Origin of the sequence: Paenibacillus sp. FSL H7-689, assembly GCF_000517905.1 — a bacterium.
GTDB classification, from domain to species: domain Bacteria; phylum Bacillota; class Bacilli; order Paenibacillales; family Paenibacillaceae; genus Paenibacillus; species Paenibacillus amylolyticus.
Window position 1 is genome coordinate 87,223 of sequence record NZ_ASPU01000007.1, and the last position, 17,855, is coordinate 105,077.

Genomic DNA, 17,855 nt, shown 5'->3' on the forward strand with positions numbered 1-17,855 from the left:
CAGCCTTGACCTTGAAGTATACTTCAAGGTTTATTCTTTTTTTATCAAGAAATATTGGAGGCTGAATAATGAGAATTTTAGAATGGATTTTGGTAATCGTGACAGTTATTAGCGCAGTGGTTATTTGGGTGGCTCCCAAACATCGGGTAGTGGGGGGCGGTACGTTGTCGGCACTGGCACTGGCTATCCTTTTGCATGGGGGAATGGATCATTTTCGTTTGCAGTTGATGCCTACCTATATCGTGGCCTTTGTTTTACTGATTGTATTGTCCGTTCAATTATGGAAGTCACGGCGCAATATTCAGAATACACAGAAACAGAAACGTCGATCGTGGTTCAAAACCATTTTGGCATCCATTCTGGTGCTCGCTCTTAGTGCAGGTACAATGGTGTTGACGTCGTTATTCCCTGCATTCACGATGCCCGAATCGACGGGTTCATTTGCCATAGGAACCTTTTCGCAGCAGTTAACGGATGATTCCCGGGAAGAAACGAAATCGGTTGAACCGGGCGACAAGCGGGAACTCATGATCAATGTCTGGTATCCTGTAGATCAGGAAACAGCCAAAGGATTGCCGCTAGAGCATTATCCTGCCGAATTGGGAGAGGCGATCAGCCTGGTATTTGGTATTCCACCAGTGGTATTCAGTTACCTTGACACGATTCCGACGCATGTTGTTAAAGGTGCCGAGGTATCTGCCGCACAGAGCAAGTATCCTGTTTTACTGTTTTCACCAGGGATACGTTCTACTCGCTTTCAAAGTATGACCGCGATTGAGGAACTTGTGAGCCACGGCTACATTGTGGTTGGTATCGACCATCCGTATACATCTGCACAAGTTACATTCTCGGATGGCCATGTCGCTTCTTATCAGCCGGACCCTGACTTCCCAACCTCCAAAGAACTATATCAATATAATATAAAAGGTATAGGTATTCGTGCAGAGGATGCAAGCTTTGTACTGGACACTCTCACACAGTGGAATTCACATGATCCGAATCAATTGCTCGAAGGCAAGCTTGATCTGGATTCTGTCGGTATCTTTGGTCACTCCTACGGCGGTGCAACCACAGCGGAAGCGCTGGCTCAGGATGACCGTTTCAAAGCAGGACTTAGTTTGGAAGGCGGTTTCTGGGGTAAAGTATCCACAACAGCCTTGAAACAGCCATTTATGTATATCATGTCGGGTGGGACAGCCAAAAGTCTGGACCCGGACGCCACTGCCAAGGATAAAGTATTTTATCCCGAGTTTGAGCCTGATTTGGATCGGGTGATGTCAAACAGTCTTAATGATACCTATTATCTGACAGTGGAGAATTTATTTCATCAAAGCTTTACGGATATTTCGTTAATTTCACCAAAAATGTTTGCCAGAGGTATGACGCCAGAACATAATGTGGATATTACCAGATCCTATACGCTGGCCTTCTTTGATCATTATTTGAAGGGGGAGGAGCAGCCGTTGTTGCAAGGCCCTTCATCTAAATTCCCTGAGGCCACTTATGATACCAAGTATACCAAGCTACGTCACCAAAAAGCGGAATAACCCAGCAGAAGGATGGAGAGTATCTATGGAAACCATGACAAGAGGAGAGCTGGCTAAGCGTACCGGTGTAAGTATGGCAACCCTCCGTTATTATGAGGACAGCGGGATTCTGCCCGCTCCCGGTCGTTCCTCCAACGGATACCGGGTGTATACTGAGGATTATTTGGTGAAGATTAAATTTATTAAGGATGCCCAGTCGCTGGGTTACTCTCTAAAGGAAATACAGGATACGTTACAGTTACTCAGTCAGGAAGACATGGAAAAGGAAACGTTAAAAACCCTTGTACGCGAACGCATCACTGACATTCAGAAGCATATTGACCATCTGGAACAGCTGCAGATTAATCTGGCACGACTGTTGCATACACCGGAGGACGATATCGACAATTATATTCAATCGTTCAGGGTGCAAAAGAAAGAGCCGTAATCGCGGCTCTTTTCCTGTTTAGCAGAAAACAGGAGTTGACTAACGAGCAGGGAATCGGAGATTTAGAAAGAATACATAGTGTAGTTTGCCAATACATAATGGTGTTTAACGTGATTTCAATAATTTCAATAATGAAACTCACACCACAAAAGGAGTAACATTTTCTATGAGGGATTTGCAAGGTTTTGTATCCGATTACATCAAAGGAAAGAAACATCTGCATCTTGAGATTGGCGTTATTACAAAGGGAGATATCGAATATCATTCATTGGGCAATCCCAAAAAGAAGAGCGTGGCTGCTCCCGAACACAGATTGTTCGAAATCGGCTCTGTAACCAAACTTTTTACATCGATCCTTCTATTAGAATTGGAGCGTCAACAGCAGCTTTCCACGGATGACACGGTTGGCAAGTACATACACAATGGCAAAAACGATTATTTGAATAAGGTTACCTTAAAAAGTCTTGCGACACATACCTCTGGATTACCCGGAGTTGCCACAAACCTGTCCTCGAAGAAAAATCGATACAATCCGTATTCAAATTATACGGAGGATGATTTACTTGCTTTTTTATCGGATGCTGACTATACGGATCAGATGGGTTCATTTGAGTATTCCAATACCGGCGTGGGCTTACTGGGCTATATCCTATGTAAAGTATCAGGCAGTACATATGACGATCTGCTGAAAAAATATATCACAGGTCCATTAAACATGACGGAGACAGCAGCTATGCTGAATCCAGAACAGAATGGCAGATTTGTAGATGGACATACGTCAACGGGGAAAAAGATGCCTCACTGGGATACTGGTGTACATGAAGGGGCAGGAGCGATCAAGTCTTCTCTTTACGATATGAGTTTATTTGTACAGGCCAACCTGAATGAAGATCATCCGCTAGCCTCTGCAATACAACAAAGTCACACGCCTGTGATGATTGGAGATTCAACCCATCATTACGCCTGGTTTAGTGATAACATCTCGGATCAGAATATACTCTGGCATAACGGTGGCACATTTGGTTTCTCCAGTTATTTGGCTATAAACAAGGAACAGGATATAGGCATCGTATTATTGTCCAATTATTGTTTTGGATCAGCCTCAATTGTGGATGAGTATTTGGATGCGATATTCAAGTTTATAACTAAAAAAGACCTTTATCCACTCATGCCGCTGGATCCCGTGGGTAATAAAATACTGGAAGCCATGATGCAGAGATAAAAAAAACCTCCAATAGAGATCACCTGAGGATGTACTTCGGCGCTCTCTGTTGGAGGTTTTTTTTCGTTCTATCTTAATAGTCTTGATCATGACATACCCGCTTCACGCAGAAAATGGTGCACAATCTTCGTCTGATACTTGATACGGGTCGAGCGTTTCAGACTCCAACAGGTCTCCACTGTGACGGAACGGGCTTGTAATAGTCTTGAAGCCGCTGTACGGGCAGATCCCGGCAATTCATGCTGCTTGAGGTTGAAATGACGATCACGAATGGCAATCGACCGATTCATCCGTTCGATAACTCTTCTGCAAGCTGGAATCGTCTGACTGCCGGGATTGGTGATCAACGTCTGTCCAAGCACTCGTGAACTCAGTTGAGACAGGCCGTTGGCTTCATGCAGATCAAGCCACCAGTCGGCCCGATGTTCACGCGCCAGCTGAAAAACTGCCGCAGCGAGCGGATGCTTGGCCTTGCCTGACATACGGCGTGGAAACGTACGATTCAGATCTGGCTTGCCTCTGATTTTCTTTGCGTAGGCTTGTTGGTTCACGCGTGGCACGATAATTAACAGCCCTCGCTGAATGGCGTGACGACCTGTCGCAATATCATCTGCGAGTTTTTGCGCAGCGGCCATACTCGCCGTTTCATTCCCGTGAATTCCGGATGTAATGAACATCACGGGTCCCGGCATCATGCCACGTACGATGAAGTAGGGAGTAGCGTGTAGGCTGGATGCTAGAAGGACATGTTTGGTCACAAGCATGACGCTTCACCTCCGTTATTACAGTACGCCATGTCCCTCTTTCATGTAACGGCGTAAGAACAGGTCTTCATCTTATTTCCTCACAAAACGGGCCGACTAATACACCCGATGAATGATATCTTCAAAATCGGGTTCTTTCATCTCTACATCTTCAATCTCACCCCAGTGCTCCAACTGTTTCAGAATGTCCATTGTGCTCCATTCCTTCCGGTTCACTTCGACGGTGACAATCTGCCCTTCCACTCCTGTAATATGTATCGCGGACGACACAACATCCGGGATGTGAAACGCTCCTCGGAACGTTACCCGAATCAGCGTAGGTAGTCCGATGGTTTCGCGAAGCGACGAGATCGTGCCGTCATATGTCAGTTGACCCTGGTTAATCACCATGACCCGGCTGCATAACTGCTCAATGTCGTCCATGTCATGTGTGGTCAGCAAAATCGTTTTGCCAAACACTTCATTTAATGTGCGTAGAAATTGACGAATATTCCGCTTTGCGTTCACATCCAGTCCGATCGTTGGTTCATCGAGAAAAAGCAGTTCCGGATCATGCAGCATGGAAGCTGCGAGATCGGCACGCATGCGTTGCCCAAGCGAGAGCTTGCGGACAGGCGTGGCCCAGAACGATTCAAGGTCCAGCAGCTCGGCGAACTGGGACAGCCGTTTCTTTTTATCCTCGGCACGAACGCCGTACATCTCGGCCAGAATATCATATGAATCTTTCACGGGCAGATCCCACCAGAGCTGACTGCGCTGTCCAAACACAACACCTAGTCGACCAACGGTCCTGCGCCTGTCCTGATGTGGGTTCATACCGTCAAGCTTTACCTCACCCGAGGTTGGGTGCAGGATACCTGTCAGCATTTTGATCGTGGTAGACTTTCCAGCCCCGTTCGGACCGATGTAACCCACAAATTCCCCTGGGCCGATATCAAAACTGATATCGCGTACCGCTTCCTTGGACACATATTCACGTGAAAATAACGTACGTAGACCGGAGAAACGTCCTTCGCGAATAACAGGGGTCTTGAATTCCTTTTGCAGATGCCGTGCTGTGATCATGTTCATGATTCGTTTCGCCTCCTTAGCTACCTGTACTTTGATATTTGGTCATGCCGAATTGCCAGAAACGCAGACTTGCAACCAAGCTCAGTACGGCAACCGCCGCAACAGCAACAAGAATCCACGCTCCTCCTTCACCCCGTAACAGGTAAAGTGACGGAATGTAGTTGACGAATCCCACGGGAATTACCGTCAGCAGAATACCAGACATCCATTTGGGATATAACGTTAGCGGATATTGGGCAGCCGTTCGTGCGGCATCTTCAGTGATCGTCTGTAATTCCTCGATGCGTGTGGTCCAGAATCCGAGCGTGGCAGTAGCGAGTCCGATGGAAAAGAGAATGACTGCGCCCGTCAGGATAATGAGCAGGGAGAAGGGAATGGCTATCCAGCCAATCTGTCCGCTATGCATCATGCCTGCCAATGACCAGCAGAGAATGAACCCGCCTTGCAGGACTTCTCCAGCCATGATGCGGAAGTTTTGCGGCAGCAGTGCCAGCAATACGGGCATGGGACGTGTTAACAGTTGATCAAGCTCACCATTAACCAGGTATTTTTCCAGATGGTGAACCTCATTGCCAAATGTGCGATACAGTGTTTTGGATAACGTCATGATGGCAAAGAGATAACCGATCTCATGGAGGGACCAGCCTTTAATTGCTCCGAATTTGTGCAACACGAGAGCAACCATCAGAAACTCGGAGATCTGAATTAAAGCGGCCAGTACGGACGCCATGATGAAATTGAACTTGTATTGCATCCGACTGCGGATGCTTGTTCGAATGAGCATTTTATATAAATTGAACCAGGAAGTCCGTTTCATCCGCCTTGTACCTCCACTTTACGACGTAACACTTGGGTGATGGCAAGACAGATCAACGTCATAAAGACACACCAAAGCAAGGTTCCCCATAACAAGGAGCCATCTTCGAAACCAAGATAGATTCGGGTAGGTACATAGAGCAGGAAAGGGTAGGGTGATATCCAGGCAAGTTGTTCAAGCCAGTTCGGTAGCCATTCCAGCGGAATGAAAAAACCAGCCAGCAGATTCATCATCGCGTGATTGCCCCAGTGAAGCCAAGAGGACTCCGTGGTCCACATCGACGTAGCACCAATGATGTAGTTCATACAGATGGATAAGTATGCGGCGCCGGCAAGACCAAGTGCGGCATAGAATAGTGTTGAAACGTCTGAGGGCCAATGCAGGGAAAAGACAATGGAGAAGAGCAGGTAGATCGGAATACTTTTGTACACGAACTGGTAGGCAATCTGCCCCCATTCGCGTGCCATCAGGTGGGTGAACAGATGAACAGGCCTCATCAGATCCAGTGCGATCTGCCCTGTCCTGACGGATAAGGGAATACCCAATCCGTTCGTGAGAAAACCCGAGATCCAGAGAGAGGATTGCGTGAACGCAATGTAACTGATCATTCCCTGTGTCCCATATTCTCCGAGAGTATGGTCGGCCCCGATGCCGATCCAGAGGCAGGCATACATGTAACCAAACATGGCGCTTGCCAAGTTATGTACCATGTGTGCCCCGCGGTATTGCAGATTCCGGGAGTAGGCTTTGGAAGCCAGAGTGAAATAAAGCATGTGACACCTCCGATAAGTGGATTGAACGGCGTTTCCGTTCACTTCAGTCAAGGCGAAAAAGAGAGAAGGACAACAGCATACCAATTTATTCCTTCACAGGCAAGACATTTTTTTAGCTAATAATGGTATTAACAGGGATGTTCATGATTGCGCCACAAGACAACGGTCTGTCCGTTCATTTATAATTGAGAGGTAGTATCGCAAACGTTTACAATGTGAAATATTCAAATTTTAAATAAACCGCCGGGCTTGTGCTTGACGATTGAGGATACAGAACGAACAATCCGGCAAGAGAGAAGGATGTCATGAAGAAAATTGCATGGGTCACCGATAGTACCAGTACACTGGATCCCGTTTTTGCGGAGCAAAATCATATCTACATCGTACCGCTGCGCATCGTATTTGGAGAGGAATGTTACCGGGAAACCGATGATATTACATCTGAAATGTTCTATGAGAAACTTGCGGAGGCTTCACGTGCGAGCAGTTCGCAGCCACCCATTGGCGAATTCATTGAACTGTATGAGTCGCTCAAAGACAAGTACGATGAGATTATTACGATTCATTGCTCTACAGAGCTTAGCGGAACGCTGCATACGTCCATGCAGGCTGCAGAGATTGCAGGAGTGACGGTGACCGCAATTGATTCGAAGGCAGGTGCCTATCCTCACCGTGAGATGATTATGCAAGGACTGGAATGGCAGAAGCAGGGATGTTCAGCTGCCGAGATCAAAGTAAACATTGAACAAATGATTGATAACATGTCCTTTTACCTCATACCGGCCAGTCTTCAACATCTTCACCGCAGTGGCCGGGTGTCGGGCACACAGCTGATCATCAGTCAACTGCTCAAGATCCATCTGCTGCTTCGATTTGAAGAGGGCAAAGTGGTTGTGAATGAGAAAATTCGCACGTTCAAGCGGACAAAAGAGCGCATGCTGGATATGCTCAAGCTGGATGTGGAGAAAGTAAAGCATGTGTGCATTATGCATGCGAACAATCAGGAAGAAGCCGTCACGATCAAGAAGCAGATTGCCAATCTGCTCCCTAAATTAAAGACCGAAATCATGCCGTTTATTCCTGTGGTGAGTATTCATGCAGGTGCAGGAACCATTGGGCTGTGCTGGATACACAGCGAGAACGGATATAGAGACTAGACTTATAAGCACTCATCTATAAACTCTCATAGACCTGGCAGGAAACACACTTGATGTCAAAGTGTTGCTCCTGTCAGGTTTTTTCGTATGTCATTGCCAATTCAAACAAACTGTGAGGTAATAAAGAAAACTGTTCATGTTGGAGGGAAACATGTGTTAAGTCACCGCTTGTTGCTTGTTGAAGATGATCGTTCAATTAGTGAGATGGTCGGGCCATACTTGGAAAAAGAGGGCTACGACGTCACTTATGCATATGACGGCTTAGAGGCAGAACGTCAGTTCAGCCAGTCCCAACCCGGGTATGATCTGGTTATTCTGGATCTGATGTTGCCCCGCAAAAGTGGGATGGATGTGCTGCAAACCATTCGGGCAGTCAGTCTGGTCCCTGTGCTCATTCTGTCTGCGAAGGATGGGGAGGTGGACAAAGCATTAGGTCTGGGGTTCGGTGCAGATGATTACTTGAGCAAACCTTTCTCGTTAATAGAACTGACTGCCCGCATCAAAGCTGCGATTCGCCGCGCCAATTATACTACTCAGCCTGTGGCTGAAGTGGCTAAAGATCAACGTATTCACATTGGAGGACTCGTAGTTGACATGGAGACGTACGAGGTGGAACGTGAAGGGACACCCGTCAAGCTGACATCCAAGGAATTTGGAATTCTGAAGCTGTTGGTTACCCATCCTGGCAAAGTGTTCACCAAGGCTCAGATCTACGCTTCCGTCTGGAACGATCACTATTATGGAGACGAAAATATCATTAACGTACATATGCGTCGTCTGCGTGAGAAACTGGAGGTAGACCCTTCGGCTCCCCAGTATATCAAGACACTCTGGGGCATCGGGTATAAGCTGGAGGCGGAGCAGGGATGACACTGATTTTTGCCATCACGACGGGTATTCTGGCCATTGCCTTCATTGTATTGTGGTTGAAATTCCGGAAAAGAAACCAACACCTGACCTATATTCATCAGAAAATATCCGATATTTTGGATCAAGGCACCTTTGAGCGCTTGCTTGTATTCAATAGTGATGAACAATTCAGTCAGCTTCTGAAAGACATGAACCAGCTGCTGGATCATGCGCACCGCGCGAAGGCTGGTTATACGAACCAGGAGAAGGAGATGCGTAATATGCTCTCCAACATTTCTCATGATCTGAAAACGCCACTCACGGTTGTGCTGGGTTATAGTGAGACCTTACTGCACAGCCCATCATTGACCGATCAGGAACGGAAGATGATGACGGAGAAAATACAAGATAAGGCGCAGGAAGTGCTGCGTTTGATCCATTCCTTTTTTGATCTGGCGAAGCTGGAATCCGGAGATACGGAACTGGTACTTAGTCGGGTGAATTTAAGTGAATTATGCCGGTTGAAGATGCTTTCCTTTTATGAAATGTTGACGAATCTGGGGTTGCACGTGGAGCTGGAGATACCTGATGGTGATATCTTCGTGCAAGCGAATGAAGAAGCATTGGACCGTGTGCTGGATAATCTCATTACCAATGGAATGAAATATGGAGCAGAGGGTAAGGTACTGGGACTTTCACTTGATCATTCAACAGGTGCACCTGTGACGTTACAGATCTGGGATCAGGGAAAAGGGATTCCTGAGAGCGAGCATAGCCGTGTGTTTGAACGCATGTATACACTGGAGGATTCCCGCAATCGACTCTATCAAGGCAGTGGCCTGGGTCTGACCATTACGAAACGGCTAGTTGAGCGGATGGGTGGAAGTATTCACTTGCATAGTGTGCCACATCAACGGACTGTATTCTCGGTTACCTTAAAGGCTTGGTAGACCCTGCGTTGGCATGTCCGGTCAGACTTAAGGTTTTTGTAAGATTTGATTAATAAAAAAGAAGACTTTTCTCTTTACAATATAGATATAGGAACCCGGACAGGGGACGTAAAGGAGAACAAGACGATGAATTATATCGCACGAACAATAGATGTGACCAAAGTATATGAAGGGGTGGAGGTTGTATCCAACGTCAATATGAATATCAAGCAAGGTGAGATCTATGGATTCCTCGGTCCGAATGGTGCTGGTAAAACAACCATCATGAAGATGCTCACCAATCTCGTCAAACCAACCACAGGGGAGATAGAACTGTTTGGGGAGAAGCTAACGCCGACCTCCTATGAAGTGCTGAAGCGAATGGGCAGCATTATTGAATATCCTTTTTTCTACGATAGACTCTCTGCTCGCGAGAATCTGGAGCTTCACTGTGAATACATGGGATTCTACAACAAAAAGATCATCGACAACACTATGGAAATGGTAGGGCTGAAGGATACGGGCAAGAAACCGGTCAAGGACTTCTCCTTGGGCATGAAACAGAGGCTGGGACTGGCTCGTGCACTTATAACCACACCAGAACTGCTCATTCTGGATGAACCAATCAACGGATTGGACCCTGTAGGGATCCGGGAGATGCGTGATTTGTTCAAGCGCCTTAGCAATGAGTATCGCATTACCCTGCTGGTCTCCAGTCACATTCTTGGCGAGATAGAGCAGATTGCGGACACAGTTGGTGTCATTCGCGGCGGTCGCTTGGTGGAGGAAGTATCGATGGAGAGCATTCGTGGAAGTCAAAATGAGTACATCGAGTTACAGGCGGTGGATATCCGCAAAGCGACCTATGTCATTGAACACCAGCTTGGTTTGAGTAATTATAAACTGGTTGATGACCAAACGTTACGCATCTATGATCCGGGAATCATTCCATCGGAACTGAACACCAAGCTGATCCAACACGGCATTGAGATCGAATCGATATCCAAACGGGCTCATTCCCTGGAAGAACACTTCATGAAGCTTGTGAAAGGGGATGAAGACGTTGCTTAAACTAATCAGACTTGAGATGCGGAAGCACCGTTTTGCACGTAATTTTGCAGGTGCAGGTATTGCCAGTATAGCCATTCTTCTTTTTCTGATCATGATTGGATTCGTGGATGTGGGAGCAGAAGATTATGCCTATGCCGATTACCAGACCGCCTTTATGATTATTGATACGTTTGTGAGAGCGACCTTTATCATATTTGCAGGAGCTTTATTATCCAAGCTGGTGATCAGTGAGTATAGAAATAAAACGATGAACGTCATGTTCACCTATCCCATCCAGCGTCATAAAATCATCGCTGCCAAATTGATTATCGTGTTTGGTTTTACATTTGTGATGATTATGGTTAACGATCTGTTCATGGGCTCACTATTGTTGATTGTTAATCAATTCTACTCCTTCATTCCTGAATCACTGACGAATCGGGATATATTGGGACTTCTGGTGAAGTACAGTATAAGTTCTTTATCGGCTGCGTGTATGGCACTCATTCCCCTATTCTTCGGTATGCGTAAGCATTCTGTTACAACTACAATGGTCTCGTCCATTTTGCTGGTTTCGATTGTCTGCTCCGGATTCAACGGGTCGGAAGTTTCCGTTCATTCTCTTATTATTATTCCTCTGACCCTTGGAGCAATAGGGATATGGATTGCTTCGATGTCCATGGTTCGTCTGGAGACAAAAGATGTGAACTGAATCATTCGGAAAACCATGCTCTGTATGGCTTCAGATGCCATTGACATCCGCTCGTACAAGGGATAGGATAATGTCAACTGAGACACGAAGGAGAATGCAACTACCATGACGATTCCAAAAACATTAACAATAGCTGGTTCGGACACGAGCGGCGGTGCAGGTATTCAAGCTGATTTGAAAACTTTTCAGGAGCTGGGTGTGTATGGCATGACCGTACTGACTACGGTTGTGGCAATGGAGCCCGAAACATGGGATCACCAGGTCTTTCCTGTTGAATTAAATGTGGTTGAAGCGCAGCTTCGCACGGTTCTGGACGGCATCGGTTTCGATGCAATGAAGACAGGTATGCTCGGTTCTGTAGATATTATTGAACTGGTAGCAAAACATATTCGCCGCAGCGGTCTGCCACAGATCGTTATCGATCCGGTAATGGTCTGCAAAGGTACAGACGAAGTACTGCAACCGGAAAATACGGAAGCGATGATCGAATTCCTGTTGCCAGGTGCTGATCTGGTTACACCTAATCTGTTCGAAGCATCCCAACTGGCGAAGAGCGGACCTATTCGCTCCAAGGAACAAATGGAAGCAGCGGCAGCAGCAATTCATGCCCATGGCTCGAAACATGTTCTGATCAAGGACAGAGGTGTCATTAGCCCGGGTAAAGCAATGGATCTACTCTATGATGGAACCAACTACGAATGGTTTGAAGCCGATGTTGTCGGCTCCGGATATACTCATGGTGCGGGCTGCACAACGTCTGCGGCGATTACCGCAGGATTGGCTCGTGGTCTTTCAGTGAAAGAGGCTGTTCGTGAAGGTAAAGCCTTCGTGACCAAAGCGATTGCCGGCGGATTCCCGCTAAACCGTTTTGTTGGCCCGACACTGCATGTGGCACACCGTCTGGAGCAACAACGTTAAGTGTTGCCAGGGAGCGCACAGTAGCGCATCAATTCTGGATAACACACTTCGATTTCATTCAAGTGGCTGTCAATGAGCAGGAGCTTGCTCGTTGATGGCTTCTTTTTTATGCGAATTTTTATAAAAATTAGTAACTTTTGGCTTATATTAATCGTATATATCATGGGAGCATTCCAAAACATGTGTGGACACATGAACGACACATGGAATAGGTATGTTATCATCAGAAATCTAAAAGGAGAGTCGGCCATGATCAGAACAGTGCTTCTGGTGGAAGATGAAAGCCGCATTCGTGAGATTGTGGCCGATTATTTCATAAAAGAACAATGGAACGTCATAGAAGCTGAACATGGAGTACAGGCACTGGAACTGTTGGCTCTGCATGAGGTAGATCTGGTTATTCTGGATGTTTTGATGCCTGAAATGGATGGATGGACGTTATGTGGGCATATTCGATCCCAATCCACCGTACCTATTATCATGCTGACTGCACGGTCCGAGGATGACGATAAAATTCATGGATTTCAGCTGGGCGTAGACGATTACGTTACCAAGCCGTTTAGTCCACGTGTGCTGGTTGCACGTGCAGAGACATTAATGAAGCGTGTTGAAGGTGCATTTGGACGAGAGCAGGGTGTGATTCGCTTCGGACAGGTAACCCTTGATCCATGGGCCAGACGTCTGGAGAAGGACGGAATTGAAGTGGAACTTGCACCAAAGGAATATGATCTGTTGCTTTATTTGGTACGTAATGCAGGCATTGTGTTGTCCCGGGATGCCATTTTGAATCGGATCTGGGGATTTGATTTTGAAGGGGACTCACGTGTTGTAGATACCCACATCAAGAAGTTGCGCAGCAAATTGGGTGATGAAGCCAAGTGTATCCGGACGGTGATTGGTACTGGATATCGTTTCGAGGCAGAAGCATGAGAAGAAATGGCGTAACGATGAAGCTTTTCCTGGTCATGGCAGGATGTCTGGTACTTCTATATGGGACGACGGTTTTTGCTCAGTTGGTCTGGTTCCCCGACTTCTATCAGCATCAAAAGGTCAGCAGTATGAAGAAAAAGCTGTCCAAGTTCGAACAGCAATACTCCAATGGGCATTGGAGTGATTTACAGCTAGCCAAGGAGACCGGGAAGTTCATGCGTCAGAATCAATCACATCTGGTCATTCTGACGAATACCGGAAGACTGGTTAATGACCCGTTCCACATTACGTTGCTTCAAGAGGATGGAAGTCAAGTGAAAGTGTCCTTGTCCTTGTTTATCAATAGTGAGAATGCTGGCTGGATTACATCCCATCTGAAATATGGGCAAGAACTGACGGTGAAAGGTCCGGCCAGCGAATCCATGGTCTATCCATTCAAAATCCAGGATGCCACTTCTGCCGCATGGGGAACAGAAAGCTTTCAGGAATCAATTGAACCGGTAAAGGAATGGTCAGGCGTATTAACCGAGGTAGTTCTTCCCAATCTGGCAACGTGGAGTCAGAGGCAGGGACTGCTGGTGCAAGCACTGGATAGCCGGTTCCCATTATCTACCGAAGACCAACTTGCCTTGGCGAATGGCAAAATGCTCAATGAAGAATGGATGGATAGCTGGAGCGGTGTTCGCAATGTCATCACCATTGCTCCAGTGCATCGTTCCGGACCCGAGCAACAACTGATCTTTTCGCTCACCTCTCTACAGGAGATGAGGGAAGCGAATGAGGCAACACGTTTGTTCTATGCGTATTTCGGCATAGGGGCATTTATATTGATTCTGTTGCTGGCGTTACTCCTGTCCCGAATTATTACGAAGCCGCTCTTGGCGTTGAACCATGTCGCCAAGAAAATGTCTACGCTGGATTTCACGGTGAAATCACCCATCCGGCGTAATGATGAGATCGGGAGTCTGTCTAACAGCCTCAATGCCTTATCGGGAACCTTGGGTCAGACACTGGAAGAGCTGAGGCAGGCCAACACGCAGATGCGTACAGATATGGAAATGAAGCAGGAGATTGAACAGCGTCAGCGCAAGTTTTTTGCCGATGCATCACATGAACTTAAGACACCAATCAGCATTATTAAGGGATATTCTGAAGGGCTGAAGGATGGCGTCAGTGAGAGCAAACGGGAGCGTTACATTGAGATCATTGCCGATGAGACGATCAAAATGGAAACGATGGTTGAAGAGATGCTGGATCTGGTGCGACTGGAATCCTCAGCGGTTCAATTGAATACGGATGCTGTTGCACTGGCTGACATGATTGAAGATATCGCCGGCCGTCTGGGTCCGCAACTGAAGGACAAAGGATTGGATGTAGTGCTTGTATCCACAACAGAACAGACGGTTGAGGGTGACCGAAGCAAACTGGAGCAAGTTATTTTCAATATCATGATGAATGCTATACGTCATGCGATACCACATACCGATATAACTATTGAGATTAGCAGGCGTGAAGGTTTTGTCCATATTTCCATTGAAAACAAGGGTGAGCACATTGCTGAAGCTGAGCGGCAGTATATATGGGAGAGGTTCTATCGGGTAGAGCGCTCACGTAATCGTAAAATGGGGGGGACCGGGCTTGGTCTGGCCATTGCGAAGCAGATTCTTGATCTGCATGGGTGCAGTTATGGAGTGGAGAATACACCGGATGGAGTCCGTTTTTATATTATTTTTCCTAAAGCCTAGTACGAAAGGGAGTCAAATATTATGAAGTCTTTACCATCGATTTTAACCTTGGGGAATCTGAGTTCAGGCATGCTGGCAGTCATTATGGCTATTCATGGTGAATTTGCCCTGGCTGTGATGATGATATGGGTAGCGATGTTCTTTGATCTGTTTGACGGGTATGCGGCTCGTAAATTGCATTGTGAGGGTGAGTTCGGCAAGTCCTTGGACTCGCTTGCGGATGTAGTTTCATTCGGAACAGCACCCGTGCTGATTCTGTACCTGAATTCCATGATTGAAGTGAGTGTGCTGGGGATGGCACTGACTGCATTGTTTCCGATTTGCGGTGCTTTGCGTCTGGCCCGTTATAACTGTCAGAAGACAGCAAGCAGTGGTTTTGTCGGAATGCCGATTACATTTGCGGGAGGTCTGATGTCCTTTTTCGCACTCTGGAGTCCTTATTTCACACATGGTGTAGCCTATCTTGTCATTATTGTATTATCCGGTCTCATGGTGAGCCAAATCCGATTCCCGTCTCTAAAACAAGTGCTAGCCTCACATGAGAAGGATATTGTGGAACCGAAATAAGGAGCGAGTCAGTATGGAATTTGCAAAAGAATTTATTGGTCAATATGGTTATTTCGCAATATACGGACTACTGGCTCTTGGCGTTATTGGCATGCCGATTCCGGATGAGGTGATGATGACTTTTGTTGGTTATCTCGCCTCCATCTCGGTATTGAATTACTCCGTATCCATCGCCGTCAGTTTTGGTGGTGCATTTACCGGAGGGCTGCTTAGCTACATGATTGGCAAAAAAGCGGGCAGGCCGCTGGTTGAAAAATACGGTAAGTGGGTTGGCGTTAATGCCAAACGATTCAGCAGGGTGGAGTCGTGGTTCCTCAAATATGGGTATTGGTCCATCATCCTAGGTTACTTCATTCCAGGCATTCGTCATCTGATGTGTTGTTTCTCCGGAATTAGCAAGATGGCCATCGGCAGGTACGTAGTTGTATCGGGCATTGGTGCATTCGTCTGGTGTGTTGTCTTTATCTCGATTGGTTTTTATGTTGGCGTGTTAACTTAAAATGGGACAGCCTGTTGCAACAACAGGCAAAGATCGAAGACCTCTTGAGTGTAAGGTGGTCTTTTTTTGTTTTTCTATATATGGTCGGAGACCTCATTTTAAGTGATTTAATCGACTACAAGTAATTTATCCTTGGAGCTGTAGGCTAGCCCGCAAGCTATTTCAAGTAAATTCAAGCTCAGAGCTATTCCTCCGTGTAAATCTCCGTGTAAATCTCCATGTAACTCGTTGGTGACGCAAGTATCTGACACTCCAGTAGCTAAAGTGGTTCGCAATTAGGTTTAATAGTAGTAACTCCAAAAGTTATAGTAGTAACTCCAAAAGTTTCGGAGTCATTTCTAAAATTCTAACGAACTCAGGTGAGCTTATTATCGAGATAAGAGGCATGTTGGAATTCTAACGAATCCCAGCAAACTTATTTCACGAAAAGGCCCGAAAAAGTGCCCTGATCTACTTCATATCATCACAATAAGATGTCCTGAGTTCGTTAGAAAATGAATATGTACGATATCGGCGAAATAGAGTGTCTCATGTTCGTAAGATATACGTTCGATATCGTTGAGCGCCACTAGCGACATGTAATACTTGTTGATCAATCAGGCTGTGAAGAACTCTTCGAGCATGTTGATCCGTGATTCGCAGGTGTGTTGCTAGTTCCGAGGGGGCAAATGGACGGATGATGCGTCTGGCATAACGAACAGTCTCGGCTTCTAGCCAATTTAAGGATGTCGGAACGTCCGTAGCAATGAATTTTCCCATAAAAGAGAGCACAAGCTGTTGGCACCGTTTCGGTTCGTCTTTAATGGAGAGATACGCGATCGGCAGAAAAATCCAATCATCAAGCGTTAGCAGACAATGCCGCCAGCATAAATCTTTAAAGCGCCGTACATCCAGATCACGGGCATGTGGCCCGTATCCCTGAATCTCAATACCTCCCTTAACGCCGTTACCTGGCAGATAAGCCAGATCCAGATACCGATAGCCGTTATGAAAGTCTCGAACTTCCCATTCGGGTTGCAAATGGTTAAAGTTTTTCATCACCGGAAACCAGACTGAACGCAAAAATTCCAACGTGCCATGTTCAAGTCCATTTTCTAGTCTGGACAGCACTCTGGGGTTCGTTTCCTTCTCCAGAAGGGAGTGCATCCAAACTTCGTAAGCCTCCTCAAAATCAATGCTCATCGTCTTCATCTCTTCTAAAAATAAAATAAACGAACGTGAACAGGCTTCAGGTCGTCATGTCAAAATACAAAAAGCCGCTCTGACCATTTCCAACCTTCGCGTTGAAGGGGAGAATGGATCAAAGCGGCGTGTGCTTCACGACCAATATGTTACATTTCTAGATCAAGTATAGCTTTAAATATGGAATGATTTCAATACCTTTTCCAATAGAGGATATCTCAAGCCAAGGTCTGAATGCCAGAACGAGACTGGACGTATTCCGAGCTAGTAGGTGCTACACTTTAAATGTGTGAGAACGCGTCCCTTAATGTGCGAGTAAGCGATATAGACGCTGTAAAAGTAGATTATTCTCGCCTTCAAGGCTGTTTACATTTAAATTAAGTTCTTCGTACCGCGGGTATGCGTCTTCTCTTGCTCATGCTTGGAAAGAAGCGTAGAGCGGGCAATAAGAGCTAAGGAATCTGAGACGTCTTATTCAGGGAGTTGAAGCACTCGCAGAAATGTAAGGAACCTGAGAAACGTTATTTCGGAATGTACAGCCATTTTCAGCGTTTTGTTATGAAAATTTGGGAAATAAGGTGTCTGATGTTTCTTACAATTGAAAAAGAGAGCCAGAGGACCAAATAAGACGTACTGGGTTCCTTAGAAAAAATGAAGGGTTATTCTTAAGGCGCAGCCGGCCTACATTTCAGGAAT

Annotated in this window: 18 protein-coding genes; 13 read left to right on the forward strand and 5 right to left on the reverse strand. The window is 46.3% G+C overall.

All coding sequences use genetic code 11. The features are described 5' to 3' along the window. Positions 1–68 precede the first annotated feature (68 nt). The 3 genes from C170_RS04700 to C170_RS04710 all read left to right on the forward strand — a co-directional run bounded on the left by C170_RS04700 (position 69) and on the right by C170_RS04710 (position 3,196). Positions 69–1,547: an alpha/beta hydrolase family protein gene (locus C170_RS04700; RefSeq protein WP_036606831.1), complete on the forward strand. Its 1,479-nt coding sequence runs from the start codon at positions 69–71 to the stop codon at positions 1,545–1,547. Positions 1,548–1,572: 25 nt separating this feature from the next. Beyond that, positions 1,573–1,974, forward strand: a complete 402-nt coding sequence (locus C170_RS04705; protein WP_036606833.1) for a MerR family transcriptional regulator — start codon at positions 1,573–1,575, stop codon at positions 1,972–1,974. Positions 1,975–2,140: 166 nt separating this feature from the next. Continuing rightward, entirely contained in the window at positions 2,141–3,196 is a 1,056-nt protein-coding gene (locus C170_RS04710; protein ID WP_036606834.1) for a serine hydrolase domain-containing protein, read from the forward strand. Between the two features lie 86 nt (positions 3,197–3,282). Here the strand turns inward: C170_RS04710 and C170_RS04715 are convergent, their stop codons facing one another. The 4 genes from C170_RS04715 to C170_RS04730 all read right to left on the reverse strand — a co-directional run bounded on the left by C170_RS04715 (position 3,283) and on the right by C170_RS04730 (position 6,621). Continuing rightward, the gene (locus C170_RS04715; RefSeq protein ID WP_036606836.1) at positions 3,283–3,960 is read right to left on the reverse strand and encodes a succinylglutamate desuccinylase/aspartoacylase family protein; all 678 of its coding nucleotides are present in this window, start codon (positions 3,958–3,960) and stop codon (positions 3,283–3,285) included. A gap of 96 nt (positions 3,961–4,056) precedes the next feature. Beyond that, positions 4,057–5,025: an ABC transporter ATP-binding protein gene (locus tag C170_RS04720; RefSeq protein ID WP_036607080.1), complete on the reverse strand. Its 969-nt coding sequence runs from the start codon at positions 5,023–5,025 to the stop codon at positions 4,057–4,059. Between the two features lie 22 nt (positions 5,026–5,047). After that, positions 5,048–5,848, reverse strand: coding sequence for an ABC transporter permease (locus C170_RS04725; protein WP_036606837.1), 801 nt, complete (start codon positions 5,846–5,848; stop codon positions 5,048–5,050). Then, on the reverse strand, positions 5,845–6,621 hold the full coding sequence (locus C170_RS04730) for an ABC transporter permease (protein WP_036606839.1): 777 nt from the start codon (positions 6,619–6,621) through the stop codon (positions 5,845–5,847). Before C170_RS04730 ends, C170_RS04725 begins: the two co-directional genes overlap by 4 nt. Positions 6,622–6,926: 305 nt before the next feature. Here C170_RS04730 and C170_RS04735 point away from each other — a divergent pair, with 305 nt between their 5' ends. From C170_RS04735 to C170_RS04785, 10 genes are all read left to right on the forward strand, one after another. Then, positions 6,927–7,778, forward strand: a complete 852-nt coding sequence (locus C170_RS04735; protein WP_036606840.1) for a DegV family protein — start codon at positions 6,927–6,929, stop codon at positions 7,776–7,778. A 204-nt stretch (positions 7,779–7,982) separates the two neighbouring features. Then, complete coding sequence (locus C170_RS04740; protein WP_051447024.1) at positions 7,983–8,648, forward strand: response regulator transcription factor; 666 nt, start codon at positions 7,983–7,985, stop codon at positions 8,646–8,648. Continuing rightward, positions 8,645–9,577, forward strand: a complete 933-nt coding sequence (locus C170_RS04745; protein ID WP_036606845.1) for a sensor histidine kinase — start codon at positions 8,645–8,647, stop codon at positions 9,575–9,577. Before C170_RS04740 ends, C170_RS04745 begins: the two co-directional genes overlap by 4 nt. 126 nt (positions 9,578–9,703) lie before the next feature. Then, on the forward strand, positions 9,704–10,627 hold the full coding sequence (locus C170_RS04750; protein WP_036606847.1) for an ABC transporter ATP-binding protein: 924 nt from the start codon (positions 9,704–9,706) through the stop codon (positions 10,625–10,627). After that, on the forward strand, positions 10,620–11,318 hold the full coding sequence (locus C170_RS04755; RefSeq protein ID WP_036606850.1) for an ABC transporter permease: 699 nt from the start codon (positions 10,620–10,622) through the stop codon (positions 11,316–11,318). Before C170_RS04750 ends, C170_RS04755 begins: the two co-directional genes overlap by 8 nt. Positions 11,319–11,423: 105 nt before the next feature. Next, positions 11,424–12,236: a bifunctional hydroxymethylpyrimidine kinase/phosphomethylpyrimidine kinase gene (gene thiD, locus C170_RS04760; protein WP_017692191.1), complete on the forward strand. Its 813-nt coding sequence runs from the start codon at positions 11,424–11,426 to the stop codon at positions 12,234–12,236. 249 nt (positions 12,237–12,485) lie between these two features. Further along, entirely contained in the window at positions 12,486–13,166 is a 681-nt protein-coding gene (locus C170_RS04770; RefSeq protein ID WP_036606855.1) for a response regulator transcription factor, read from the forward strand. After that, positions 13,163–14,911: a sensor histidine kinase gene (locus tag C170_RS04775; protein ID WP_036606856.1), complete on the forward strand. Its 1,749-nt coding sequence runs from the start codon at positions 13,163–13,165 to the stop codon at positions 14,909–14,911. The genes C170_RS04770 and C170_RS04775 overlap by 4 nt, the downstream gene beginning before the upstream one ends. A gap of 21 nt (positions 14,912–14,932) precedes the next feature. Then, a complete protein-coding gene (gene pssA, locus C170_RS04780) occupies positions 14,933–15,478 on the forward strand; it encodes a CDP-diacylglycerol--serine O-phosphatidyltransferase (protein ID WP_036606859.1) in 546 nt (181 codons plus the stop codon). A gap of 13 nt (positions 15,479–15,491) precedes the next feature. Beyond that, complete coding sequence (locus C170_RS04785; RefSeq protein WP_036606861.1) at positions 15,492–15,977, forward strand: DedA family protein; 486 nt, start codon at positions 15,492–15,494, stop codon at positions 15,975–15,977. 528 nt (positions 15,978–16,505) lie between these two features. Here C170_RS04785 and C170_RS04790 read toward each other — a convergent pair. After that, positions 16,506–17,159, reverse strand: a complete 654-nt coding sequence (locus C170_RS04790) for a hypothetical protein (RefSeq protein ID WP_036606863.1) — start codon at positions 17,157–17,159, stop codon at positions 16,506–16,508. Positions 17,160–17,855: the final 696 nt, after the last annotated feature.